General features: G+C 57.4%; 24 protein-coding genes. 7 read left to right on the top strand and 17 right to left on the bottom strand.

The annotated features are described in order from the left end of the window. Nucleotides 1-2: 2 nt before the first annotated feature. The 7 genes from V7730_RS02355 to V7730_RS02325 form a co-directional block, all read right to left on the bottom strand. Nucleotides 3-905 (bottom strand): homocysteine S-methyltransferase family protein, encoded by a 903-nt coding sequence (locus V7730_RS02355; protein WP_335745974.1) that lies wholly within the window; start codon nt 903-905, stop codon nt 3-5. Further along, nucleotides 902-3,349: a GcvT family protein gene (locus V7730_RS02350; protein ID WP_335745973.1), complete on the bottom strand. Its 2,448-nt coding sequence runs from the start codon at nt 3,347-3,349 to the stop codon at nt 902-904. Before V7730_RS02350 ends, V7730_RS02355 begins: the two co-directional genes overlap by 4 nt. Beyond that, a complete protein-coding gene (locus V7730_RS02345) occupies nt 3,346-3,735 on the bottom strand; it encodes a GFA family protein (protein WP_335745972.1) in 390 nt (129 codons plus the stop codon). The genes V7730_RS02350 and V7730_RS02345 overlap by 4 nt, the downstream gene beginning before the upstream one ends. Next, nucleotides 3,735-4,355, bottom strand: coding sequence for a LysE family translocator (locus V7730_RS02340; RefSeq protein WP_335745971.1), 621 nt, complete (start codon nt 4,353-4,355; stop codon nt 3,735-3,737). Before V7730_RS02340 ends, V7730_RS02345 begins: the two co-directional genes overlap by 1 nt. 1 nt (nt 4,356) lies before the next feature. Next, the gene (locus V7730_RS02335; RefSeq protein WP_335745970.1) at nt 4,357-4,929 is read right to left on the bottom strand and encodes a helix-turn-helix domain-containing protein; all 573 of its coding nucleotides are present in this window, start codon (nt 4,927-4,929) and stop codon (nt 4,357-4,359) included. Between the two features lie 96 nt (nt 4,930-5,025). Further along, the gene (locus V7730_RS02330; RefSeq protein ID WP_335745969.1) at nt 5,026-5,484 is read right to left on the bottom strand and encodes a GAF domain-containing protein; all 459 of its coding nucleotides are present in this window, start codon (nt 5,482-5,484) and stop codon (nt 5,026-5,028) included. Between the two features lie 81 nt (nt 5,485-5,565). Further along, a complete protein-coding gene (locus tag V7730_RS02325; protein WP_335745968.1) occupies nt 5,566-6,738 on the bottom strand; it encodes a thiolase family protein in 1,173 nt (390 codons plus the stop codon). Between the two features lie 88 nt (nt 6,739-6,826). Between V7730_RS02325 and V7730_RS02320 the strand changes: the two genes are divergently transcribed. From V7730_RS02320 to V7730_RS02310, 3 genes are all read left to right on the top strand, one after another. Further along, a complete protein-coding gene (locus tag V7730_RS02320) occupies nt 6,827-7,165 on the top strand; it encodes an STAS domain-containing protein (protein ID WP_335745967.1) in 339 nt (112 codons plus the stop codon). Between the two features lie 24 nt (nt 7,166-7,189). After that, nucleotides 7,190-7,636 (top strand): ATP-binding protein, encoded by a 447-nt coding sequence (locus V7730_RS02315; RefSeq protein ID WP_335745966.1) that lies wholly within the window; start codon nt 7,190-7,192, stop codon nt 7,634-7,636. A gap of 264 nt (nt 7,637-7,900) precedes the next feature. Continuing rightward, nucleotides 7,901-9,478 (top strand): gamma-glutamyltransferase family protein, encoded by a 1,578-nt coding sequence (locus V7730_RS02310; protein WP_335745965.1) that lies wholly within the window; start codon nt 7,901-7,903, stop codon nt 9,476-9,478. A gap of 41 nt (nt 9,479-9,519) precedes the next feature. On the opposite strand, the gene hspQ is transcribed toward V7730_RS02310, so the two are convergent. Then, entirely contained in the window at nt 9,520-9,846 is a 327-nt protein-coding gene (gene hspQ / locus V7730_RS02305) for a heat shock protein HspQ (RefSeq protein WP_259997474.1), read from the bottom strand. A gap of 84 nt (nt 9,847-9,930) precedes the next feature. On the opposite strand from hspQ, the gene V7730_RS02300 reads away from it, so the two are divergent. Both V7730_RS02300 and V7730_RS02295 read left to right on the top strand, forming a co-directional pair. Continuing rightward, nucleotides 9,931-10,812: an AEC family transporter gene (locus tag V7730_RS02300; RefSeq protein ID WP_335745964.1), complete on the top strand. Its 882-nt coding sequence runs from the start codon at nt 9,931-9,933 to the stop codon at nt 10,810-10,812. 76 nt (nt 10,813-10,888) lie between these two features. Further along, nucleotides 10,889-11,473: a transglycosylase SLT domain-containing protein gene (locus V7730_RS02295; protein ID WP_335745963.1), complete on the top strand. Its 585-nt coding sequence runs from the start codon at nt 10,889-10,891 to the stop codon at nt 11,471-11,473. A gap of 73 nt (nt 11,474-11,546) precedes the next feature. Here the strand turns inward: V7730_RS02295 and V7730_RS02290 are convergent, their stop codons facing one another. From V7730_RS02290 to V7730_RS02275, 4 genes are all read right to left on the bottom strand, one after another. Beyond that, on the bottom strand, nt 11,547-12,137 hold the full coding sequence (locus V7730_RS02290) for a LolA family protein (protein WP_335745962.1): 591 nt from the start codon (nt 12,135-12,137) through the stop codon (nt 11,547-11,549). Between the two features lie 198 nt (nt 12,138-12,335). Continuing rightward, a complete protein-coding gene (locus V7730_RS02285; protein ID WP_335745961.1) occupies nt 12,336-15,401 on the bottom strand; it encodes a DNA translocase FtsK in 3,066 nt (1,021 codons plus the stop codon). Between the two features lie 12 nt (nt 15,402-15,413). Beyond that, on the bottom strand, nt 15,414-16,601 hold the full coding sequence (locus V7730_RS02280; protein WP_335745960.1) for an aminotransferase class I/II-fold pyridoxal phosphate-dependent enzyme: 1,188 nt from the start codon (nt 16,599-16,601) through the stop codon (nt 15,414-15,416). A 117-nt stretch (nt 16,602-16,718) separates the two neighbouring features. After that, entirely contained in the window at nt 16,719-18,047 is a 1,329-nt protein-coding gene (locus V7730_RS02275; protein WP_335745959.1) for an amidase, read from the bottom strand. An 84-nt stretch (nt 18,048-18,131) separates the two neighbouring features. Between V7730_RS02275 and V7730_RS02270 the strand changes: the two genes are divergently transcribed. Further along, a complete protein-coding gene (locus V7730_RS02270) occupies nt 18,132-19,358 on the top strand; it encodes an FAD-dependent monooxygenase (protein ID WP_335745991.1) in 1,227 nt (408 codons plus the stop codon). Nucleotides 19,359-19,365: 7 nt separating this feature from the next. On the opposite strand, the gene V7730_RS02265 is transcribed toward V7730_RS02270, so the two are convergent. The 5 genes from V7730_RS02265 to V7730_RS02245 all read right to left on the bottom strand — a co-directional run bounded on the left by V7730_RS02265 (nt 19,366) and on the right by V7730_RS02245 (nt 22,918). Next, entirely contained in the window at nt 19,366-19,551 is a 186-nt protein-coding gene (locus V7730_RS02265; RefSeq protein ID WP_335745958.1) for a Trm112 family protein, read from the bottom strand. After that, nucleotides 19,548-20,192, bottom strand: a complete 645-nt coding sequence (locus tag V7730_RS02260) for an LON peptidase substrate-binding domain-containing protein (protein ID WP_335745957.1) — start codon at nt 20,190-20,192, stop codon at nt 19,548-19,550. The genes V7730_RS02265 and V7730_RS02260 overlap by 4 nt, the downstream gene beginning before the upstream one ends. Nucleotides 20,193-20,218: 26 nt before the next feature. Then, on the bottom strand, nt 20,219-21,136 hold the full coding sequence (locus tag V7730_RS02255) for a co-chaperone YbbN (RefSeq protein WP_335745956.1): 918 nt from the start codon (nt 21,134-21,136) through the stop codon (nt 20,219-20,221). Between the two features lie 79 nt (nt 21,137-21,215). Further along, on the bottom strand, nt 21,216-22,004 hold the full coding sequence (locus V7730_RS02250) for an exodeoxyribonuclease III (RefSeq protein WP_335745955.1): 789 nt from the start codon (nt 22,002-22,004) through the stop codon (nt 21,216-21,218). Nucleotides 22,005-22,231: 227 nt separating this feature from the next. After that, entirely contained in the window at nt 22,232-22,918 is a 687-nt protein-coding gene (locus V7730_RS02245; RefSeq protein ID WP_335745954.1) for a response regulator transcription factor, read from the bottom strand. Between the two features lie 165 nt (nt 22,919-23,083). On the opposite strand from V7730_RS02245, the gene ribA reads away from it, so the two are divergent. Then, on the top strand, nt 23,084-24,163 hold the full coding sequence (ribA, locus tag V7730_RS02240; protein ID WP_335745953.1) for a GTP cyclohydrolase II: 1,080 nt from the start codon (nt 23,084-23,086) through the stop codon (nt 24,161-24,163). Nucleotides 24,164-24,173: the final 10 nt, after the last annotated feature.

The raw sequence follows: 24,173 nt of genomic DNA, 5'->3' as shown, positions 1-24,173 counted from the left end.
TTCTAAACGATTGTGTGACCCGCATCGCGCAAGCGGCGGGCAATTTCAGCGATATGTTCAGGGCCGACTTCACAGCAGCCCCCTATGATGGTGGCCCCTGCGCCAACCCACTCCATCACCTGATCCGCATATTTCTGCGGCGTCAGGTCTGTGCGGGCACTCAGCGCGTCCACGGTTGAGGCGTCCTTCTTGAAATCGTCTGTGATCATGGTGAAGCCGTTGGCGTAGGCGCCAAAGGGCAAGCCACAATCGGTAAGGATCGGCAGGCCTTGGGTGATCGCTTCGGGCATGGAGCAATTGAGCAGAACCGCCGCGGGTTTATAGTGCGCCATCATTTGGGTCACGATCATCAGCGGCTCGCCCGAGCGCAGCTTGGTTCCGCCTTCGTCATCGACGGAAAAGGAAATCCACAGCGGCTTGTCGGTGCCAGAGGCGGTGTAGCCCTGAAAGATGCCTTCGGCTTCTTGCAAGGAGCTTACTGTCTCTGCCAGAATGATATCCACGCGGTCGCCCAACATCGCGATTTTTTCGGCGAAACGTTCCTTGGCCACGCCGACATCGGGCATCAGATCGGGTCGAAAGCTTGCCAGTATCGGCCCCAAAGCGCCGGCAATGCGGCCGCTGCCATGCGCATCGCGCGCAGCGACGGCCTGATCCACGGCCGCCGTTATCAGGGCCCCCTGTTGCGCAGCAAGGCCCACACGCTCAAGACGGTTGCGGTGCACGGGGTAGGTGTTGGTGGTGGCAACGCTTGCGCCAACGGCGAAGTAGTCGCTGTGCACTTGGCCCACCAGTTCCGGCTGCTCCATCATCACACTGGTTGACCACAAAGGGGTCGCAGGGCCGCTGCCGCGCTTGACCAGTTCCTGCCCGATAGAGCCGTCCAGAAGGGTGATGTTTGTCATGCTTTTAATCTTTCATTCTCGGGATCCCACAGGGGCTGATCCGGTTGTACAGTTGCCTTGCACATACGCCCGAAAATGTTGATCTCCAACTCGGTTCCTGCCACCGCCAGATCGGCGCGGATGGTGCCCAACGCGACGGACTTGCCGATCCGGTATCCCCAGTCGCCCGAGGTGGTCTCACCCACAACTTGCGTCCCGTGATAAACCGTCGACATATAGGGCGCGTCCTGATCACCGGCTTCGACCAGCATGGTCACGAAGCGCTTCTTCACGCCCTGCTGTTGCTGCGCAGCGAGCGCGGCCTTGCCAGGGAAGTCCTGCGGCTTGTCGAGCTTCACCCAACGTTCCAGCCCCGCTTCCAACAGGGTGTAGTCAGTAGACAGATCACCTTTCCAGGCGCGGTAGCCTTTTTCGATCCGCATGGAGTTGAGAGCATACATCCCGAACGGCGTAGCGCCTGCGCTCAATACGGCAGCGTATATTTTTAGAATATCGACATTTGCTGCATGAATTTCCCAACCCAACTCACCTGCAAATGATACCCGCGCCAAGGCGCAATCGATCCCCGCGACTTTGGCTGACTGGATAGAGAGCCATGAGGCGCCCAGATCGGCTTCGGTTCCGATCTCTTCAAACAGCGCCCGTGACTTAGGACCGCTGACAATCAGGGTAGAGTATTCGTCGGTGTGGTCAGTCAAGCTCAGACCTTCTGGCAGGCCGTTGTCCAATGCGTCAAAGTCGTGCCATTGCGCAGTGGCGGCAGTGATCAGGGTAAAGCTGTCCTCGCCGTGGCGCATAATCGACATCTCGGTCAGGATACGCCCGCGATTGTCGGGGAAATACGCAAGGTTCATGCGGCCAACCTTAGGCAAGCCACCTGAAATCAGGCCGCGGAGATATTCTGCGGCGCCCTCTCCAGATAGATTGAAACGCGAGAAACCCGGCAGGTCCAGTACACCCACGTTGTCACGCACGGCTTCGACCTCTTCGCGAATACGCGGCGCCCATGGGCCTTCGCGGTCCCACGTCTGGGTCGATTTCTCTGAGGTGTCATCGCTCGGCTTGGCAAACCAGTTTGCGCGTTCCCATCCGTTGTAGGCACCCATCTGGCCGCCCAGTTCCAGCACTTTGGAATGCACTGGCGACAGCTTTTTGTCGCGGCCTGCGGGCCATGCGTGATGCGGGAAGTGCATCGCGTATTCGTGGCCGTAAGTCTCTAGCACCTTCGCAAGGGTATAGTCGTGATCGGCAAAACCCGTGTAGCGCCGCGGATCGACCGCCCACATATCCAACTCGGTCTGACCGTGCATGATCCATTCGCTTAGCACCTTGCCTGCACCGCCGCCCTGCGCGATCCCGAAGGTAAAACTGTGGCCCTCAAATGCATTTTTGACACCAGGCATCGGGCCGATCATGGGCAACCCGTCGGGGGCGTATGGTATCGGCCCATTGATGTTGCGGCCCACGCCAGCGGTACCAAGGATCGGCACCCGCGCCATGGCGTCTTCGATATAGTACTCCAACCGCTCCAGATCATCAGGGTAAAGCTGGAACGAGAAATCCTCAGGCATCAGATCATCGGGCGTGACCCAATGCGCCTTGCAGTTCCGCTCATACGGGCCAAGGTTGAGACCGTATTTGTCTTGCCGCAGATAGTACGAGATATCAACGTCCCGCACCAAGGGTACCTTGTGGCCCACTTCCTTGGTCCAAGCCTCCAGCTCTGCGATCGGTTCGGTCAGGAAATATTGGTGGGACATGACCACCATCGGCACGGTGCGCCCGCCGAAGGGTTTAAACATCTCACCCACACGCTGGGCGTAGTAGCCCGCACAGTTGACCACGTATTGCGCGCGGATATCGCCTTTCTCTGTTTTGACGATCCACTCATCACCATCACGGTCGATGCCAGTAACAGGGCAGAACCGCTCAATCCGGCCACCCGCTTCGCGTGCCCCTTTTGCCATCGCTTGCGTTAGCTGGGCAGGGTCAATGTCACCGTCAAGCGGATCCCACATCCCACCCTGAAGGTCATGAACCTCCATGAACGGGTTATATTCCTTGAGCTCGGCAGGGGTCAGCATCCCCATCTCCAGCCCCTGATACGCACCCATGGAGGCAACGCGTTCAAACTCCATCATCCGTTCTTTGCTGTGCGCTAAACGCAACGAGCCGGTGACGTGGTAGTTCATGGGATAATCCACGTCCTTGCCGAGGGTGCGATACATCTCCAGCCCGTAGCGCTGCATGTTCATCACCGCCCAGCTTGAGGAAAAGTTGGGGCAATTGCCTGCAGCGTGCCAAGTGGAGCCTGCCGTCAGCTCGTTCTTTTCCAGCAGCATGCAGTCTTTCCAGCCCGCTTTGGCCAAGTGATACAGCGTTGAGGTGCCGACAACACCGCCGCCAATGATGACCACGCGAACTGTGGTTGGGAAATCATTCATGTTTCTTGCTCCTCTTGGGGGACGGCGCCCAGAATTTCGTAATAGTCGCCCTTGTCTTCGGTAAAGATGTGCCGTTCGAGCCGCAGTCCGGTGGCGCCGTCCAGCGCGCCCAGCGCGCCCAGCGCGATGCTGATGTCAGGGTCGTTCACGCCCCTCCAGAATAGAAAGGAACCACATGTGGGACAAAACCCGCGCTTTGCGGTGAGGCTGGCAGCGAACCATTTCGGCTTGCCTGTGATACGTAGCTCATCGTCCATCACCTTGACCGAGGCCCAGTGATAACCTGACTGCTTGCGGCATTGAGTGCAGTGGCAGGCAGCCGGATCACGTGCGGGGCGCTCTGCCGCGAAATTGATAGCGCCACACAGACAGGAGCCACTAAGCATTATCCCCTCCCTGGCGTCGCGGCGCTGCCCAGCAGCAGACCGTAGATGATAAAACAGGCCGCCATTACGCGCCGGAACCAGACATTGAACACAGCGCCAAGGGCTGCGCGGCCCAGCCCCGCGCCAAGAGCGGCAAAACCGGTATAGCTAAGCGCTGTGAGCGTGAGCGCCGTGGGCATGATCACCAGCATCTGATCCCAGATCGGTACGTCTGGCTGCACAAATTGCGAGAAAGCAGCAAGATAGCCTGCAACGCTTTTGGGGTTGATGGTCGCGATGGCCAGCGCCCGCAGATAGATTGATCCCGCTGGGCGCGCCTCGATCTTGACGGGCTTGCTTGCTTGGATCCAACCTCTGACGCCAAGATAGATCAGGACACCTGCGCCAAGCAGTTTGGCAGCCGTGACCGCCGTAGGAGAGGCCGCGATGAGAGCAGTAATACCCAATGCAGAGAGCAAGAGAAACAGGCTTGCCTGTGTCAGAATTCCCAGCACGCCGACCATTGCGCGTCTAAGGCCCAGCGTCATGCCATTGTTAATACAATTGACCGCATTTGGCCCCGGCGTGGTGACGAACACCAACCAGAACAGGGCAAAAACGGTCCATGCTTCAAAGCTCATATCAATACACCGGTGGAGCTATCACCCAGATCGCAACGGCGGGATCTGGTGTACGGTTGGCCCAGCGAAACGGCTCTCCGCGAATGCGAAAGCTGTCTCCGACGCTGAGCTTGTGGGTGGTTCCATCAATCTCGATCTCTAGTGCGCCTGAAATCACATAGCCGACTTCCTGTGTCGGACGGCTGACTGGGTCTTTGATCCGACTGTGAGGCTGAAAGGTTGAATGAACGACCTCGAATTCGTCTGTAAGGTCGGGTGAGAGCAACTCCTCAACCAGCCCCGCCACCGATGATCCGATAGGGCGCCGCGCCGAGGCGCGCACGATGTAGCCCGCCTCTTCCGCCGGTGCTGATTCGTGACGGAAAAGGATGGAAACGGGGACCTCGAAATGGGCGGCGATCTGTCTCAGGTCGGTGATAGAGGGATCGGACTTGTCCCGCTCTACCTGACTGAGCCAACCAACCGAGCGGCCCAAAGCCTGCGCAGTCTGCGCCAGCGTTAACCCACGCGCCCGCCGCAAGGCGCGCAAATCAGCGCCAAGCGTGTGGGACATTTGTGGCAGGTTGTGGTGCATGATGTCCCTGACAAGAACGCGATTAAGAACCACCCCAATTCAGCAAGACCCAGGGTGACTTCAAAACTCTGCCAAAGTTCGTGAAAAAATCCAGTACTATTTCACGAGATTGAAAGTTTCATTCAAAATTTTTGTCATCGCCTTGGCATCCACTGCCGTAAACGCATCAGGTTGGTTGCTGTCGATATCGAAAACGCCCAACAGTTTACCGCCCGCACCGAACACTGGCAGCACCAGTTCGGATCTCGTAGAGCTGGCGCAAGCGATATGCCCGGAAAATGCGTCAACATCCGGTACAAGCTGCACTTCTCCGGTCCGCGCAGCTGCTCCACAAACACCGCGTGAAAAAGGAATCACAAGGCAGCCATGACCGCCCTGATAAGGACCGATTTTAAGCAGTTCCGGTGCGGTGACGCGGTAAAATCCGGTCCAGTCAAACCGGTCATCGCTGTGATGAACTTCGCAAGCGACTGTTGCCATCAATGCGACGGCATCATCTTCGCCTTCGGTCAGCGAAGCAATGGTTTTAGCGAGATAATCATAATCTAGGGACATAGGAGTATTTCATCTTTTGAGGGCGGCCTGATGGACCGCGCTAAGTGAGCAGACTATTCGGTGATGATTTTACGGTATAGGTCAGGCCCGCTCAATCGCGATGGCAGTCCCTTCGCCACCGCCGATGCATATTGCCGCGACACCGCGTTTAAGCCTGCGCTTCTCAAGCGCGTTAAGAAGGGTCACCATGATCCGTGCGCCGGAGGCACCGATGGGATGGCCAAGCGCACAGGCCCCGCCGTTGACGTTAACTTTGTCATGATCAAGACCCATCTCATGCATGAAAGCCAACGGGACAACCGCGAAAGCCTCGTTTACCTCCCACAAGTCTACGTCTTCTTTTTTCCAGCCGATACGTTCCAGTAGCTTTTGCGCGGCAGGAACAGGTGCTGTCGCGAAAAGGCCCGGCGCTTGGGCGTGGCTGGCGTGCCCGACCACATAGGCTCTGACCGTAAGGCCCTGCGCTTTAGCCGCGTCTTCCGATGCAAGCACAAGAGCGGCAGCGCCATCCGAGATAGATGACGAATTAGCCGCCGTGACTGTGCCACCTTCGCGGAAAGCAGGCTTCAGCTGCGGGATTTTATCGGGACGGGCTGTTTTGGGTTGCTCATCTGCGTCCAAGGTCTCTGTGCCCTTACGAGAAACCACGCTTACGGGGCTGATCTCATCTGCAAACGCACCGCTTTCTTGCGCCTCAAGCGCTCGGTTGAGCGACGCAAGCGCGTAGTCATCCTGCACCTGACGGGTGAATTGATAGGTTTCTGCGCAGTCTTCGGCAAAAGTGCCCATAAGGCGGCCTTTGTCATAAGCGTCTTCTAGACCGTCGAGAAACATGTGGTCGATAACAGCGGCATGACCTAACCGCGCACCACCGCGCATTTTGGGTAGAACGTAGGGCGCGTTTGTCATGCTTTCCATGCCGCCGGCGACCATGACATCCGTGTGGCCCAGGGCAATCTGGTCGTACCCGATCATCGCTGCCTTCATGCCGCTGCCGCACATCTTGTTCAGGGTGGTTGCGGGAACTTCTTCACCCAGACCGGCCGCGAAGCCTGCCTGACGCGCAGGTGCTTGCCCTTGCCCTGCGGGCAAAACGCACCCCATAAGCACCTCTTGGACTACGGCGGGACCAGCGCCATCCAAAGCCCCACGAATAGCCACGCCGCCCAGCTGAGATGCTGTCATATCCGCAAAAGCGCCCTGAAAGCCCCCCATTGGTGTGCGTGACGCACCTGCTATCACCACTTTGCGCATATCAACTCTCCTTTTCCGAGCATACTTACAACTTCTTAGCCATTTGGTTCTAAGAAGGAGTCGCACGCAATGTTTGCAGGAATATATCATGGAACTTACCAGCTCAAGGGAACCGGGGATACAGATCGTAACCGTTCAGGAACAGCGCATCGATGCCGCCGTGGCATTGGCCTTCAAGGACCGAATGCGTGAGATAACGGAGGAAGGCACGGAGCCAGTGCTTTTAGATCTCAACCATGTTCAATTTATCGATTCCAGCGGCCTTGGTGCTATTGTTGCGTCGATGAAGAACCTTGGACCGGACCGCCGACTAATTCTGGCAGGGCTAACTACGACCGTGGCTAAGGTATTTCGTCTGACCCGTATGGATAGCGTCTTTGGCGTCTTTTCGACAGTTGAAGAAGCTTTGGCGGAGATAAAGGCATGATTCTGCCCCGACCGGACCCATGCGATGGCTGAGCGGTGCAAAATTCAGCCCTTCAGTATCGTAATCGCGGGATCGCAAGATGCCGTACGTGACGGGATTGCACAGACGATGGCACGCTTGGCATCGCTGGACCTTCCACAAGACAAGGCAGGCTCTGTGGAGCTGGTGCTGGCAGAAGCGCTGAACAACACGGTGGAGCATGCACTGGCAACGGTAACACCCCAATCCCGAATCGAGATCAGGGGAAGTTACAACGCGGCTTGCCTGCGTCTTACAATTATCGATCAGGGCAAACCGATGCCACACGAAGCGCTGCCAACAGGGCATGCCCCCGAACTGGATGTGGAATTTGAGAACCTGCCCGAAGGTGGTTTCGGCTGGCATATGATCCATGCGCTTGCTCGTGATGTAGAATATGTGCGGGTCAGCGAAGCAAATCACCTAAGCCTGCACTTCGATATCACGTCGTAGCGCCTTCTTCCGCTTGGCATGAAAATGGCACCGCAAAACCTTGCCATTGCCCCATCACCATCACATTCTTGTCACTCTTGGACGGCATACATGGTCTTGTAGCTGCATATAGCTTCCCTCGGCGTCGCGTTTCATTGCCCCCACCCAGTACGCGGCGCCGGGGCACTAACCTCCCGCAAATCATATACGTGTCATTCGCATTGGCACGCCTGCATGAACACACTAGGTTCAGCGTGAACATATGACTCAACGAGGTTTTTTCTGATGCGTGACTTCCAATTCCCCGGCCGGTCGCCGGTGCTGGCAACAGGCGGCATGTGTGCCACGTCCCACCCTTTGGGGGCAAAAGCAGCCATTGACGTGCTTGAGCAGGGCGGCAACGCGATGGATGCCGCCATTGCAGGCGCTGTGCTGCTGGGAATTTGCGAGCCGCAGATGACAGGTATTGGCGGCGACTGCTTTGTTCTGTGGTCAGAAGGGGGCAGCAACAAAGTTCATGCACTCAATGGGTCTGGCCGCGCACCAGCGGCCCTGAACGCAGCCATGTTGCGCGATGCAGGAGAAAAAAAAGTCCCGCTCCGCTCGGCCCATGCTGTGACGATACCAGGCGCAATTGACGCATTTTGTCACCTGTCCGAGACAGTCGGCAAGCTGGGCCTTGATGCTTTGCTTGCGCCCGCGATTCGCTATGCGGATCAGGGCGTTGTCGTGGCGCCTCGTGTTTCCTTTGACTGGAGCAACGATGCGGACACGCTTCAGGGCTCCGCGCGGGATCATTACTTGGTGGGCGGCAAACCACCGAAAGCGGGTGATATCTTCCGCGCACCCGGTCAGGCAGAGGTGCTACGGCGCATTGCCAAAGACGGCCGCGACGCCTTTTACACCGGTGAAATCGCAGAGGATATGCTGGCCGCGTTGAACGCCATGGGCGGCGTACACACGACCGAGGATTTCGCTGCTGTTTCCTGCACACCCACTACACCCATTGCGGGGTCCTACAAAGATATCGAGGTGGTCGAGCATCCGCCGAACGGCCAAGGCGCAACAGCCCTGTTGATGCTTAACATTCTGTCCCAGTTCGATATTGCAGGGATGGACCCGCTGGGCGCCCAGCGTGTCCATATCGAGGCTGAGGCGACAAAACTGGCTTACGATGCGCGCAACCGCTTCCTTGCAGATGCCGACTATGCCAGCCGCGCCGACTATATGCTGGAGATGGATACAGCCAAACGGCTTGCGGCCTTGATCGATCCGTCTAAAGCAATGCAAAGCCCCGCCGCGCTGACAGAGGCCGTTCACAAGGACACGATCTATATCACTGTGGTGGATGGTGATGGCATGGCCGTATCGCTCATCTACTCGATCTTCCACGGCTTCGGCTCGGGCATCGGTACAGACAAATTTGGCCTGCTTCTGCAAAACCGTGGCGCCGGCTTCACACTTGAGGAAGGTCACCCGAACGAGCTTAAGGGCGGCAAAAGGCCCATGCACACCATCATCCCCGGGATGATTCGGGAAGGTGGCCGCGTCACCATGCCGTTTGGCGTGATGGGTGGCGCATATCAGTGCTGCGGACACGCCCGTTTTGCGACCAATCTGGCTGATTTCGGCATGGACCCGCAGGCAGCAATTGATGCGCCGCGCGCGTTTACTGACAAAGGCGTTCTCAACGTCGAGCGCGGTTATTCCGACGCAATCCGCGCCGAATTGTCAGACATGGGCCACAAGGTGGAAATTCCGCGAACCGCAATCGGCGGTGCGCAGGCGATCAAGATCCACGAAAGCGGCGTTCTGGAAGGGGCATCCGATGCCCGCAAAGATGGCTGTGCGCTTGGATTTTGAACAACGTTGCGGGGGCGCTTCTGGCGTCCCCGCAAACCTTCTTAGTTTAGTTGGAAGTGTAGCGGATAGGCGCCGTTTTCAAACGGGCCAAACAGATCACCGATGTCAGGATGGTCGACAGGCTCACCTGAATAATCCGCCACAAGATTCTGTTCAGAGACATATGCCACGTAATAGCTTTGATCATTTTCGGCCAGTAGATGATAGTAGGGCTGGCCTTTGATCGGGCGGCTTTCTTCAGGGATCGACTCGTACCATTCTTCGGTATTCGCGAATTGGGGATCCACGTCAAAAATAACCCCGCGAAACGGGTGCTTCTTATGACGGACAACCTGTCCCAAGTGATATTTTGCGCGCGTTCTGATCATAGCAATGCGCTCCCTACCCTTGGTTTCTACCCGAAACAAGGGCATTTTGTCCAATCAATGCAGCTTAGTTAAAGGAAACAGTCTGTGAACTTGACGCTAACCGTGCTTGAGATCGTCGCACCCGTTTTTTTACTGGCTGCGGTTGGTTTTTGCTGGGTGAGGCTGGGATTTGAGTACCGCATCAACTTTGTCACACAGTTGGCAATGACCCTTGCGATACCTTGCCTAATCTTCACATCCCTCATGCAGACCCAGATTGATCCGGCCGCTCTTACAGCGCTGTCGCTTGCCACGATCGCGGCCTATCTGGCGCTTACGGTTGCGGCGGCGGTTTTCCTCTGGGCTGCGGGCCTGCACCGCCGGACATATATGGCCCCCATGATTTTTGGAAATACCGGAAATTTGGGTTTGCCGCTCGCCCTGTTTGCCTTTGGCCCAGAAGGGCTCAGCTATGCTGTGATCGTCTTTGCAATCATGGCGATCTGGACATTCACCTTTGGCATTTGGTTGGTCGCAGGCACGGGCAGCTTCGGCAAAGTGCTTCGTGAACCGCTGGTGTGGGCCACACTTCTAGGCGGGGTCTTCTTGTGGCAAGGTTGGCAGACACCGACCTTCGTGACCAACACGCTAGAACTGATCGGGCAGATGGCCATACCGCTGATGCTGATCACGCTTGGCGTCGCCGTGGCGCGACTCACCCCCGGCGGGATCGGGCGCGCAGTGTTGCTGTCGGTGGTCAAGCTCGCCCTGTGCGTGGGAATTGCGTGGATTGCAGCGCTGGCTTTTGATCTGGAGCGGGTCGCCTTCGGCGTGCTCGTGTTGCAAGTAGCGACGCCTGTTGCCGTAACCTCTTATCTGTTGGCCGAAAAATATGGTGCCGACGCACAAGCGGTCGCGGGCCTTGTGGTAGTATCGACCCTGATCTCGGTCGGCGCATTGCCGCTTCTTTTGGCAGTATTATTGTAGGTTTTCTCTGTAAATCCGACCCTATCTACGCTATAGTTGCTCCAAATATAAAAACGACATTTGAGGCGATAGGCAGATGAAAACACCCCTTCGCGCTATGATACTCGTGCTGCTGCTGGCAAGCTGCGGCGGTTCGTCCAGCAACCCGCCGCGGGATCTGGACAATGCCTGCACGATTCTCAAACAGCGCCCTGAATATCACAGAGCTTTCAAAGCGGTTGAGCGGAAATGGGGCGTTCCTATTCACGTGCAAATGGCCACGATCCATCAGGAAAGCAAGTTCGTTGGCGATGCGCGTACACCCTTTCGCTATGTATTGGGGGTGATTCCAATGGGCCGCCAATCCAGCGCCTACGGCTACAGTCAGGCGTTGGACGCCACGTGGGGTGAATACCTTAGTGCCGAAAGACGGATGGGCGCTAAGCGCAATAGAATCAAAGACGCCACCGACTTTATGGGTTGGTATATGAACATCAGTCGTCAGCGTAACGGCATTCCGTTGACCGATGCGCGCAACCAGTATCTGGCCTATCATGAGGGCCACACAGGCTTTAACCGCGCCAGCTATAACAGCAAGCCGTGGCTTGTAGGTGTAGCCAGTAAGGTCGAGGCCCGTTCGCTAATGTATCGCGACCAGATCGCAGGATGCAGGCTTCGTTAAAGAGCTATCAATAGACAGTAAAAAGGGCGCGCACAGGGAACTGTCCGCGCCTTTTCGCACTTATCAGTATCGGTTAGCGGCCGTCCTTGCTGGTATCAAACAAAGTATTGGGCAGGCTTCCGCCCTTCCTCAGATCGCCCAGAACAACTGTCGTCTGAGAGCCGTTTCCGTCATTGATAATCCACTGGCGCAACTCCGGCGTTGGGCCGGTGAACTTCATCTGGATATTGCCGTATTGCGGATTGTCGGGGTCTTGCGCCGTGACCGTTGTGGCCTTGCCATCATACGCGTGTCCGGTGACCATCTTGGCCTGCCCAAGGTTCACGTTCCGCGCCAGAATGATCGACAGCGGTGTGCGCGACAGCGGATAGGTTTCAGGCGGCTGGTTTGACTTGGTGTCGTAGATCACAACCGTATTGGAACCTGCGATCACAAGGCCAGTATCAGGGGCGTTATATTCAAACCGCACACGGCCCGGACGTTTGATATAGATCGTACCGGTCGAGATGGTCCCGTCGCCGTTGATCTGGGTGAACTCTCCTTTGGCGGTCGTCAGGCTGTTCAGATAACTACTGATACTACCCAAGGGCAGCTTGTCAGCCCATGCGCCAGTTGCTGCAAGGACTAGAACTGCGCCCAGCGTGATGGTCTTCAGAAATCGCATATGGATCTTCCTGTGCTCGTTTATTTTGCGTTACCCTCAACATAGGCGGGGACGCATTGATATGCGATATCAACTGCACGGCTTGCGCATATGTTCCGCCGTTTCCCCCCGAATGGGCGATCAAGCGCCAACCCGAAATGCAAAATGGCCCTCCTCTGAGAAGGAGAGCCATTTCTACGAGGATGCCGGTGGGGGAGGTTAGCCCTGTTCCGGCACGAGTATTTCGCGTTTACCGACATGGTTGGCTGGAGAGACAAGTCCCTCCTCCTCCATCTGTTCTACCAGTCGGGCGGCTTTGTTATAGCCGATTGCAAGCTTTCGTTGGATGTACGAGGTGGAACACTTCCGATCCCTGATCACTACCTGAACAGCCGTATCGTAAAGCGCATCCTCGCCATCGGTGTTCCCGCCCGTGTTAAGGCCAAGCACCGTGTCGATGTCCGCTTCCTTGTCTTCCGGCGGGCCTTCTACCACGCCAGAAACGTAATCAGGTTCGCCGAATTGCTTGAGGTGGTTGACGATTTCCTCAACTTCCTCATCGCTCACAAACGGACCGTGGCAGCGCACGATTTTGGAGCCACCGGCCATATAAAGCATGTCCCCCATCCCCAGCAGCTGCTCGGCACCCATCTCACCCAGAATGGTGCGGCTGTCGATCTTGCTGGTGACCTGGAACGAGATCCGAGTCGGGAAGTTAGCCTTGATCGTACCGGTGATCACGTCCACCGACGGACGCTGCGTCGCCATGATCAGGTGGATACCAGATGCCCGCGCCATCTGCGCCAGACGCTGGATGCAGGCCTCGATCTCTTTGCCGGCAACCATCATCAGGTCTGCCATCTCGTCCACGATCACGACGATATAGGGCAGTGCCACGGGCGTGTTTTCTTCTGTCTCGAAAATCGGCTCGCCGGTATCCTCGTCAAATCCGGTCTGGACTGTGCGGCTGAACAATTCGCCTTTGGCAAGCGCCTCTTTCACGCGGCCGTTGTAGCCTTCGATGTTACGCACGCCCATTTTGGACATCTTGCGATAGCGGTCTTCCATCTCGCCCACCGTCCATTTGAGGGCCACAAGCGCCTTCTTAGGGTCGGTCACCACCGGCGACAGCAGATGCGGGATGCCATCATAGACGCTGAGTTCCAGCATCTTGGGGTCAATCATGATCATCCGGCATTCTTGCGGTGTCAGTTTATACAGCAGGCTGAGGATCATGGTGTTAATCGCAACGGATTTACCTGAACCCGTTGTACCCGCGATCAACAGGTGAGGCATCTTGGCAAGGTTCGCCACAACAGGCTCGCCGCCGATGTCTTTACCCAACGCCAGCGGCAGGTTCTGATTGCCATCGCCGAAATCACGGCTACTGAGGATTTCGCGCAGCACGACCTTCTCACGGTTTTCATTCGGCAGTTCGATCCCGATGACCGAACGGCCCGGCACCGTAGAGACACGCGCGGAAAGAGCGGCCATTGACCGAGCGATATCATCGGCCAGACCGATCACGCGTGACGCTTTAAGACCGGGAGCGGGCTCAAGCTCATACATGGTGACAACCGGACCGGGGCGCACGGCGACGATCTCACCCTTAACGCCGTAGTCATCCAGAACGGTTTCCAACATGCGCGCGTTCTCTTCCAACGCCTCGTCACTGAGGTGGAGGCGTGGCACGTCATCCGCAGACTCCAACAAGCTCAACGGAGGCAGTTCAAACCCTGCATGCGTCTCGTCGAATGAGAGTGCGGGCTGCGCTTCGGCCTTGGCTTGTTTGCTCTGCGGAACAGGCTTGCGCATCATTGGCATCACAACGCGCTTCGGCTCTGCAACGGGAATCTGTGGCGCCTGGGCAGCAGAAACGACAGGGGTCGGTTCAACGTAGGCCCACTCCTCCGCCATGTCCGGCTCAACAAAGATGTTCGTCTCGTCTTCGGCGTAATTCTCAGTCAGCGCGTCATAGCTATCCATCGGGGCTGCATCCGCGTAATGGGGTGCCGGTGGGGCTGCCGGGATCGCACGCGCAGCAGCTGTCGCGACCGCACGCGCAGCAGCTGTCGCGACAGCATTGGTGATCCGTGCAGTCAATTGCGGCTCCACAGGCAGAGGCGTTGGGCTGGCATGCGCGGTCAGCGGCGGTTCGGCGCGGCTTGTTTTCAGGATCAGTGGGTCCGGTCCGCGACCACGTCCGCGTGTCAGGGGCGCAGTTGCGGGCACATGTACGGCGTTTGTTGAGCGAACACGGTTCTTGATTACGTCGGAAATCTTGGTCTTGATCCGGTCTGAGTCCGGTGCATCCTCAAGAACAACGTCCTGATAAGTATCCACAAGTTCTAGCTCCGGCAAGGCATCCGGGCGCTTGATCAACGCCGGCATACGGGCCAGCAACCCAGTTTTTGTTTCTTGAACGCGCGCATAGTCGGCACTTTCGTTAGCCCAGTGGCCCTCGGCTGGTGCTGCGCGGCTCGCAACAAGCGGTGATCGGCGTGCGGCAGCTGGGGCAACCTGTGCCTGTGCGCGCGCCTCGGCGGCGACTTGCTCCACTTCCGAGCGGCGATGCTCGCGACGATCTGCCTGCTTGGACTGCAGGTTCTGCGCCACACCCACAGCGCCAGAGGCACCACGGCCCAGAGTGTTCATCAATGCAGCGTAGGCCATGATCGTGCCCACAAGCAGGAAGCGCGCAAACCGCGAAAGCTCGGACCGAGTGAAGCCAAGGACAAATGCGCCCATCCCCAGAATTACCAGCCCCATCAAAAGCGACATCAGCTTGATCGTGAAGGTAGAGCCGATGGGCAGCACTGTCAGGATCACACCCATAACTGTATCACCGAATAAACCGCCCAGACCAAAGCTATGCGTTTGCAGCCACTCCGTACCAGGCGTCAGTGTTGCGGCGTAGATGGCGCCGAAAGCGACAGCAATTGGCGCGAAAATCAGGCGGGCCATGGCACGATCCTGCCCACGGTGCAGGGCAAAGCGCGCACCCCAGACCAGCAGTACAATCGCCAGACCCCAAGCACCCCAGCCCACAATCATAAACAGCGGCGCAGCAAGCGAAGCGCCCATCCGGCCAAGCCAGTTCTGCGCAGGTGCATCTGTGGCAAGCATCCAGTTAGGATCGTCGGGCGTATAGCTGCCGATCATCATTGCGGCCATCACGCCCAGTACAACAAGCACAACGCCCAGCAATTCCTTGCCACGCTTTTCAATAGCTTCCGCTGTTGTGCTATCTAGCAGCGGCTCGCGCTGTCGTGTGTGATATGCCATAACTCGTCCCTCTTATACCGGATAAAGACAGTCACGGATGGCCGTGAGGCCGCGCTCTGTCTCTTCTTTCGGGGCCACAAGAGCCACTCTTATATACTTTTTGCCGGGGTTATCGACGCCTGGCACATCCTGTGCCAGATAGCCGCCGGGCAGCACTTTGACCCCAGTCTCGCGCCACAGCTTGACCGCGGCTTCTTCATCATCTTCAACGGGCAGCCACAGGAAGAAACCTGCTTCGGGGCTGGTGTAGCCTGCGACATTGCCAAAGACGCGGTCAGCAATCTCGAACTTCTCTGCATAAAGCGCGCGGCTCTCGATCACATGTGCTTCGTCGTCCCACACGGCCGCCGAAGCCGCCTGCAGTGGCAACGGCAAGGGCGCGCCTGAATAATTGCGCAGTTGTTTGATCTCACGAATTGAGTCCGCTCCGGAGGCTACAAAGCCCGACCGCAACCCCGGCAGGTTCGAACGCTTGCTCAGGCTGTGGAAAATGACCACGCGGTTCAAGTCGGCGCCCATTTCGTGCGCTACTTGAAGCGCGCCGACCGGTGGTGCGTCACGGTAAATCTCAGAGTAACACTCATCCGCGAAGATGAGGAAATCATGCTTTTCAGCCAGACGGATCAGGTCTTCCCAATAGCTGCGTGTCGCGACAGAGCCCTGAGGGTTGGCGGGAGAGCAGATATAAACCGCAACTGTGCGGTCCAGCGTCGCCGCGTCCACGGCCTGAAAATCGGGCAGATGGCCTGTAGCTTCGGTAGCGTTGACCATGACCGGATCGCAGGCACCCGATATCGCAGCAATCATATAAACCTGATAGAAAGGGTTCGGAATCAGGATCGCAGGCTTCTGGCCATTCTTCGTCTCAGGGCAAAGGGCGATCACCGCGTTGTACAGCCCTTCACGCGTACCATTGAGCGCCATCACTTGCGTGTCTGCATCAACTGGCACGCCGTAGCGTCGATTAATCCAGCCCGCAATCGCACCGCGCAGCGCCGGAGAGCCGTCATTGGGCGGATAGCTGTTAAAACCGGCAGCATTCTCTACGATCACATCAGTAACCCAAGCCGGAAACGCATGTTTCGGCTCGCCTATGGTCATCTGGATCAGCGGACCACCCCCCTCGTGCACGTCTAAAAGAGCACGCAAACGGGGCCACGCATGAGCAGGAAGGTTCGAAAACCGCTCAGGAAAATTCATCAAAACTGCCTCGGATCGGGGTCGTTATCGCCCCGTTTGTCCCAAGGTAGCTTAAACCGCTGTCTGCCGTCTAGGAAAAACCCCATGTATCGGTGGCGCTTGTGGCTTTTTGGTCCCTTATTTCAGGGCCGCTTCGGCGGCAGCACCCAATCGAAGCAACGCATAGTCCAGATCCGGCGCTGCAAGCATCATCAAACCACAGCTTGGCGTACCCGTAGGCAGGGTAAGCCCACATAGCCCCAACAGGTTGCCAATCCGTGTGTTGCGCAACGCCATCAGGTTCTCGGACGCATAATAGTCGGCGTCGGCGTTCAGCCGCTCCAGATTGGGCGGCAACACAGCCGAGGATGGCGCGAGGATTGCGTCATACCCTGCCGTAGCCTGATCATAGGCGTGACGCGCGGCGTCCAGTTTAGCCCACGCCGAGACATAGTCAGGGCCGGAATAGTCACGACCAAGCCGGAAGCGCCGCAGAATTTCCGCGTACATTTTCTCTGGTGCCGCTTCGATTACTTCCATCCACAGACCGTAAGCCTCGGACGTAATGAGAGGGCCGGAAATGTCCAACGCTTGCTGGGCAGCAGGCACCTCGATTGTGTCAATCACCGCACCTGCCGCTTCAAGTCGCGCAACCGCGCTCACAAATGCTTTCTTCGGTGCGTCCCGCAGGCCCTCCATCATCACCGTCTCAAGAATGGCAAAGCGCCGCCCCTTCAGCGATGCACCACGCAAGTCAGGGGCTTTGCTGCCCTCTAGCGCAGCAGTCAGCAGGGCTGCATCCTCGACTGAACGGCACAGCGGCCCGATGGTATCAAATTTCAGCGCAAGCGGCACAACGCCTTCAAGGCTAAGCCGCCCGTGAGTGGTCTTTAGCCCCACCAGATCATTCCACGCCGCCGGAATACGCACGGACCCGCCTGTATCAGAGCCGATGCTTGCTGCAGCCAATCCGAACGCGACAGAGGCGGCAGAGCCAGATGAAGACCCACCAGGCACCGCATCCGCATCGTTCACGCAGGGCGGTGTGGCCGTTGACGGGTTGTACCCCAGACCGGAAAAAGCAAGCTCGCTCATGTGGACTTTGCCCAGACAAACAAGGCCTGCGGCGGTCGCATTCTGCAAAACAATCGCGTCATGATCAGGGATGCGGCCAGCCAGCAATTTGGTGCCGGCTTCTGTCCCGATACCTGCGCTGTCAAACAGATCTTTCCAGCTGATCGGCACACCATCAAGCGGCGAAAGCCGCCGCCGTGCCTTCGCCCGCGCCGCAGCTGCTGATGCTTCGGAGCGTGCACGATCTGTGGTGACGCGCGCATAAATCCGGTCGCGCAGGGGGTGTTCGTCAATCGCTTTCAGGTAGGTGTCGCACAATGCGACCGGATCAATTTCGCCTGTCGCAATGCCACGGCCAAGGTCTGCGGCTGTCATGTTGAGCCAGTCTTGCATTTTGCTCTCCCTATCTTGTTGGACGTGACGGTAGCGGCGCTTGGGCGCATGGACAATCCCCCGCTGACGGCCATATTGGACCACATGAAATTTGATACAGATATCGCGATTGTTGGCGGGGGGCTGAACGGCCCTGCCCTTGCCCTTGCTCTGGCAGAGAGCGGCCTCAAAATTACAGTTATTGATGCGCTGCCAAAAGCACCGCGCGCGGCAGACGGGTTCGATGGTCGCTCTTATGCGCTGGCGTTGACGTCGGTGCGGCTGCTCGAAGGAATCGGCCTTTGGGACGCCGTTGCTGACCATGCCCAACCGATGCTTGAGATCAAGGTTACGGACGGCCGCGCCGGTGAAGGCCCGTCGCCGTTCTTTATGCATTTCGATCACGCCGAGATCGAAGAAGGCCCCATGGGCCATATGGTTGAGGACCGCCACCTGCGCCGCGCCTTGATGGAGGCGGTAGAGGCTTCCAACCAGATCGAAGTGCTGAACAGCACGGAAGTATCCGCGCAAGACGCCGATTTAACGGGCATTACGCTCACCCTTGCTTCAGGCAAACAGCTTCGGGCGCGGCTGTGCGTGGGTGCGGATGGGCGCAGTTCAGGCACTGCGGCGCGTGCGGGTATCAAACGGACAGGTTGGGCATATGGCCAAACCGCCCTTGTCTGCGCTGTGGCGCATGAGTTGCCCCACCACGGCATTGCGCATCAATTCTTCATGCCCCCCGGCCCGCTTGCCATCCTTCCGCTCACCAGCAACCGCAGTTCGATCGTCTGGTCCGAAAGCGCCGAGAACACCGCTCGGATTCATGCGTTAGACGATAGTGCCTATCTGGATGTCTTACGCCCTCGCTTTGGCGATTTTCTGGGCGAGATCTCACTGGCTGGCGCGCGCTATACTTATCCGCTGAGCCTGTCGCTGGCGCATGAGATGGTTGCACCGCGTATCGCACTTGTGGGGGACAGCGCCCACGGTGTGCACCCCATCGCAGGCCAAGGCCTGAACGCCGGTTTCCGTGACATTGCCGCTCTTAGTGAGGTTATTGTAGATGCACAGCGGCGCGGAGAGGATTTCGGTTCTGGCGTCGCGTTGGCGCGCTATCAGGAGTGGCGTCGATTTGATAACACTTCGCTGGCGCTTGCCACGGACAGCTTTAACAAGCTGTTCTCGAACGATAATATCTTTGTTCGGATTGCCCGCGATATTGGCATGGGGATTATCAGCGCCCTACCCGGATTGCGACGGACTTTCATACGTGAAGCTGCGGGATTGAATGGCGACCTACCACGGCTGATGCGCGGCTTGCCACTTTAAAGCCGTATCACTCCAACACACGCGCCTCGTCAATCAGCATTACGGGGATGCCGTTTCGGATTGGATAGGCCAGACCTGCGGATTTTGACACCAGTTCTTGGCGCTCTGCGTCATATCTTAGCGTTTCGTGGCTGCGCGGGCATATCAACGCCTCAAGCATCCGGCGATCAAATTCTACAACTGTATCGCTCATTGCATCAACTCGCTGTCTCCGCCCCCGCGCAGGGCGTATTCTATCAAAGTTACCAAAGTCTCGCGCCGCGTGCTGAGCGAGGGTGCTTCAAGCAAGGCCTGCTTATCCTCGGCATCAAAGTCCAGCATCATGGAAAGCGAGTTAATGAGCAACTCGTCATCGGCGTCTTTGAGCGTCTCCCAATCTGCCGACAATCCTCTCTCGTCGAAGTATCGGCTTAGGGCATCCAAAAATACCTTACGCTTGAAGCCAGGATCGGTTTCTTCACTTTGCAGATCCTGACCAAATCCGTCCCAGGAAACTTCGCAGCGACGGTAAGGGCTGAAGCCCTCTACCTCCTTCACCACGCGGTAGCGTGAGAACCCTGCAAGGGTCACCATGTACCTGCCATCCTCGGTTTCGGAGAATTGGGTGATCCGTCCGGCGCAGCCAATCGTTTGAAGCCCGGGGCCATCACGGCCGGGGACAATGTTTGGCTGGACCATCCCGATCAGGCGGGTGGAGGTTTTCAACGCATCCTCGATCATCTGCAAATAACGCGGCTCGAAGACATGGAGCGGTAAGCGGGAACGCGGCAATAGCAACGCTCCGCCCAGCGGGAAGATCGGGATCGTGTCAGGTAAATCAGCGTTTTTTATCATATGCTGGAACTAGCGCGACAATCGCCTCAGGCAAATATCATCGAGCTCAATTTACGACGACCGTTCAAGACCACAGGATCACTAGCCTTTAGCGCATCAAAAATTGTGAAAAGCTGGGTTTTGGCGGCGCTGTCATTCCATTCACGGTCGCGTTTGAACAGTTCCAGAAGCTGATCCACTGCACCCTCGGCGTCTCCGTTAGCGTAGAGCGCCTGAGCGAGATCAAATCGCGCTTGAAGATTAGTCTCATCTGCCTCCACAGCAGCTGCCAGCTCGGTTACAGGGCCTGCATCTGCTGCCTGTCGCGCCAGCTCCAACTGGGCATGCGCTACCTCCAGCTCTGGTGCTTTGGAGATTTCAATGGGTGCGCCGTTAAGAAGCCCTTCGGCCTGATCCAAATCGCCCAAGGTGATATGCGCACGCACAAGCCCGCCATAAGCGCCCGCATGCATTGGGTCTTCGCCCAGAATGGCTGCAAACGTCTGCGCCGCATCCTCCGCCTGCCCTTCGCCCAGCATTTCCTCAGCAGCCTCAACTGCATCGTTAAGTGTGTCGGTAGGGGATTCTCCGCCTGCGGCTTTGATCACACGGTCCACGAAGGCCGTGATTTCAGATTGCGGCACTTCGCCCTGAAAACCGTCGACGGGCTGCCCCTGCCAGAACGCATAAACCGTCGGGACCGACTGGATTTGCAGCTGACCGGCAATCCCCTGAGCCTCGTCCACGTTGATCTTGACCATTTTCACAGCGCCCTTGGCTGCTGTCACAGCCGCCTCAAGCTGGGGACCAAGCGTTTTGCAGGGGCCACACCACGGCGCCCAAAAATCGACAATGATCGGAGTTGTTTGTGACGCCTCGACAACATCTATCATAAACGTGGCTTCTGTGCCGTCTTTGATCAGGTCGGCGGCGGGGGCGGCTGCGGTCAGGTTGATATCCATCATGTCATCGGTCCTATTATGCAATGCGTGGCTGTTGACGCTTATATGTAGCCTCGGCCACCAGTTTCAAAGAGCCTTAGCTTTAAAGATCAAAAGTTGCAAAAACTGGTGCGTGGTCAGAGGGCTTTTCCCAGCCTCGTGCGGCGCGCAAAACGCGACTACTGTGCGCGGAGGAGGAAATGTCGGGCGTGGCCCAAACATGGTCCAGCCTGCGGCCCTTATCCGCCTCGTCCCAATCTTTGGCGCGGTAGCTCCACCAGCTGTATAGCAGCCCATCAGGGATATCCTGACGGGTGACATCCACCCATTTTCCTGAGTCCTGTGTCTGTGCCAGTGCTTCGACCTCTACTGGCGTGTGGCTCACGACTTTGAGCAGTTTCTTGTGGTCCCACACGTCATCTTCACGCGGGGCAATATTCAGATCACCTACCAGAATAGATTTCTGCGGCGCGTCTCCGCGAAAGAAGTCCCGCATTTGCGTCAGGTAATCGAGTTTTTGGCCAAATTTCTCGTTCACCTCACGGTCAGCCACATCGCCGCCGGCGGGAACGTAAAAGTTGTGCACAGTCACGCCGTTCGGCAGCTTTGCAGCGACGTGCCGCGCATGGCCCAGCTGAGCAAAATCATGCGCGCCGGCTGGCTCAAGCGGCAGTTTGGAAAGGATCGCCACACCATTGTAGCCCTTTTGGCCCTCCGCAACCATATGCGTGTAGCCAAGCGCGCTGAATGCCTCCATCGGGATCTTGTCTACCGGACTTTTGCACTCTTGCAGGCACAAAACATCAGGCCCTTCTTCGGCCAACAGCTTGCAAACGATAGGCTCACGCAGGCGGACTGAGTTGATGTTCCAGGTGGCAAGGGTAAAGGACATGGGTGGGCTCCGGTGTTGTGTTGGCGCACCCTAACGCCTGAGACAGCGGGCAACCACCACAATCAGGGCAAAAAAGACCGGGCACAGAGGCCCGGCCAAGTCCAACAGGGAGGAAAGAGCGGCAGTCGTCCCGGCCGCTCGGCTTCGGCTTTATTCAGACAGGAAACTCATGAAAAAAATCCGTCTCTCATCAGACTAACATCTAAGTATGAAAAAAGTTCCCACACTTAGATCATTAATCGATACCCACCTGATTCAGTGACCAGCAGACGGGCGTTCGACGGATCCGGTTCGATCTTTTGGCGCAGGCGATAAATGTGGGTTTCAAGCGTATGGGTGGTGACGCCAGCATTATATCCCCAGACCTCATGCAGCAGCACCTCACGGGCGACAACACCCTCTGATGACCGGTGAAGGAATTTCAGAATGTTGGTTTCTTTCTCCGTCAGGCGCACCTTTTTGTCGTCTTCGGTAATCAGCATCTTCATCGATGGCTTGAAGGTGTAAGGCCCCAATTGGAAAATCGCATCTTCGGACTGCTCATGTGTGCGCAACTGACTGCGGATACGCGCCAACAAAACCGGAAATTTGAACGGCTTAGAGACATAATCATTGGCACCTGCGTCCAGCCCCAAAATCGTATCCGCATCGCCGTCATGACCCGTCAGCATCATGATCGGGCTCTTGATGCCCTGCTTGCGCAGCAGGCGGCACAGCTCGCGCCCATCCGTATCAGGTAGGCCGACATCAAGGATCAACAGATCATAGATCATTTCTTTTGCACGGCTCATGGCTTCGGCGCCGTTCGCGGCCTCGAATACATCGAAATCTTCAGTCATGATCAACTGTTCGCTCAACGCCTCGCGCAGGTCGTCATCGTCGTCCACCAGAAGAATCTTTTTGAGCTGTGCCATATTATGTCTCCGTTTCTCTACCCAAAGATATGGACGCAACGTCAATCAACAAGGGTCTGCAGGATTTACTCACATCGCTGTGTCACAAAAGCGGTCAAATGTTTCAATTCCCGCGGCCATGGCCTAGATATCTTTCAACTGATCCGATGAGTTGTAACAATCGCCATGACATTCACTCCTGATGTGACCGAGATGCTAGCCCGCGCGCGGGCTGATTTACGCATGGGCGTGCCTGTTGTGTTGGGCGACGTTCTGGTGCTGGCAACCGAAACGCTGACCGCGCAACGCCTAGCAGACGTTATGGCCTTGGAAGGGCAACCCGTTCTGGCGATCACCGCGCGACGTGCACAGACGCTTAAGGCGCGCGCCTATGACGGCGATCTGGCGCGGATCATCTTACCGCGCGACGCAACGCTTGCATGGGTTCAGAGCGTGGCAGACCCCGCCGACGATTTGCGCGCGCCGATGAAGGGGCCGTTGGCCGCGATGCGCGAGGGGGACGCGAGCGATTACAGCACCGCGTTGAACCTTGTGAAGTCGGCACGTCTGCTGCCAGCAGCAGTTATTGTTCCACTTCAGGATACCGGAGGCTTTGCCACAACTCATGCATTAACGCGGGTGGACGGGGCTGCCGCAGCGGCCCATCTTAACACGCGCAGCCCGCTTCATTCCGTCGTGCACGCGCGGCTGCCTATGGAGGTTTCCGAGGCTGGCCGTCTGCATGTTTTCCGTCCCGAAGACGGCGGCGAAGAGCATTACGCGATCGAGATCGGGCGACCGGATCGCAGCGCGCCCGTTCTATGCAGGCTCCATTCAGCCTGCTTTACCGGCGACCTCATGGGCAGCCTGAAATGCGATTGCGGGCCACAACTGCGCGCTGCTTTGGCGCAAATGGGCGCCGAGGGACATGGCGTGTTGCTTTACCTCAATCAGGAAGGGCGCGGCATCGGCCTTGCAAACAAGATGCGTGCATATTCTCTTCAGGATCAAGGGTTTGACACTGTCCAGGCGAATCATCGGCTAGGGTTCGAAGATGATGAACGGGACTTCAGACTCGGTGCAGATATCCTCAAAGAGCTGGGCTTTTCATCGGTCCGGCTGCTGACCAACAATCCGCGCAAGGTCGATATGATGAACCAATGCGGCGTCACCGTGACGGAACGTGTGCCGCTCACAGTGGGCGAGAACCGGCATAACGCGGCCTATCTAGCAACCAAAGCCGCAAAGTCCGGACACCTGCTGTGACAACACCCGA

The organism is Sulfitobacter sp. (assembly GCF_036961165.1).
Classification (GTDB): Bacteria; Pseudomonadota; Alphaproteobacteria; order Rhodobacterales; family Rhodobacteraceae; genus Sulfitobacter.
This window is presented reverse-complemented; position numbering and strand designations above follow the sequence as displayed.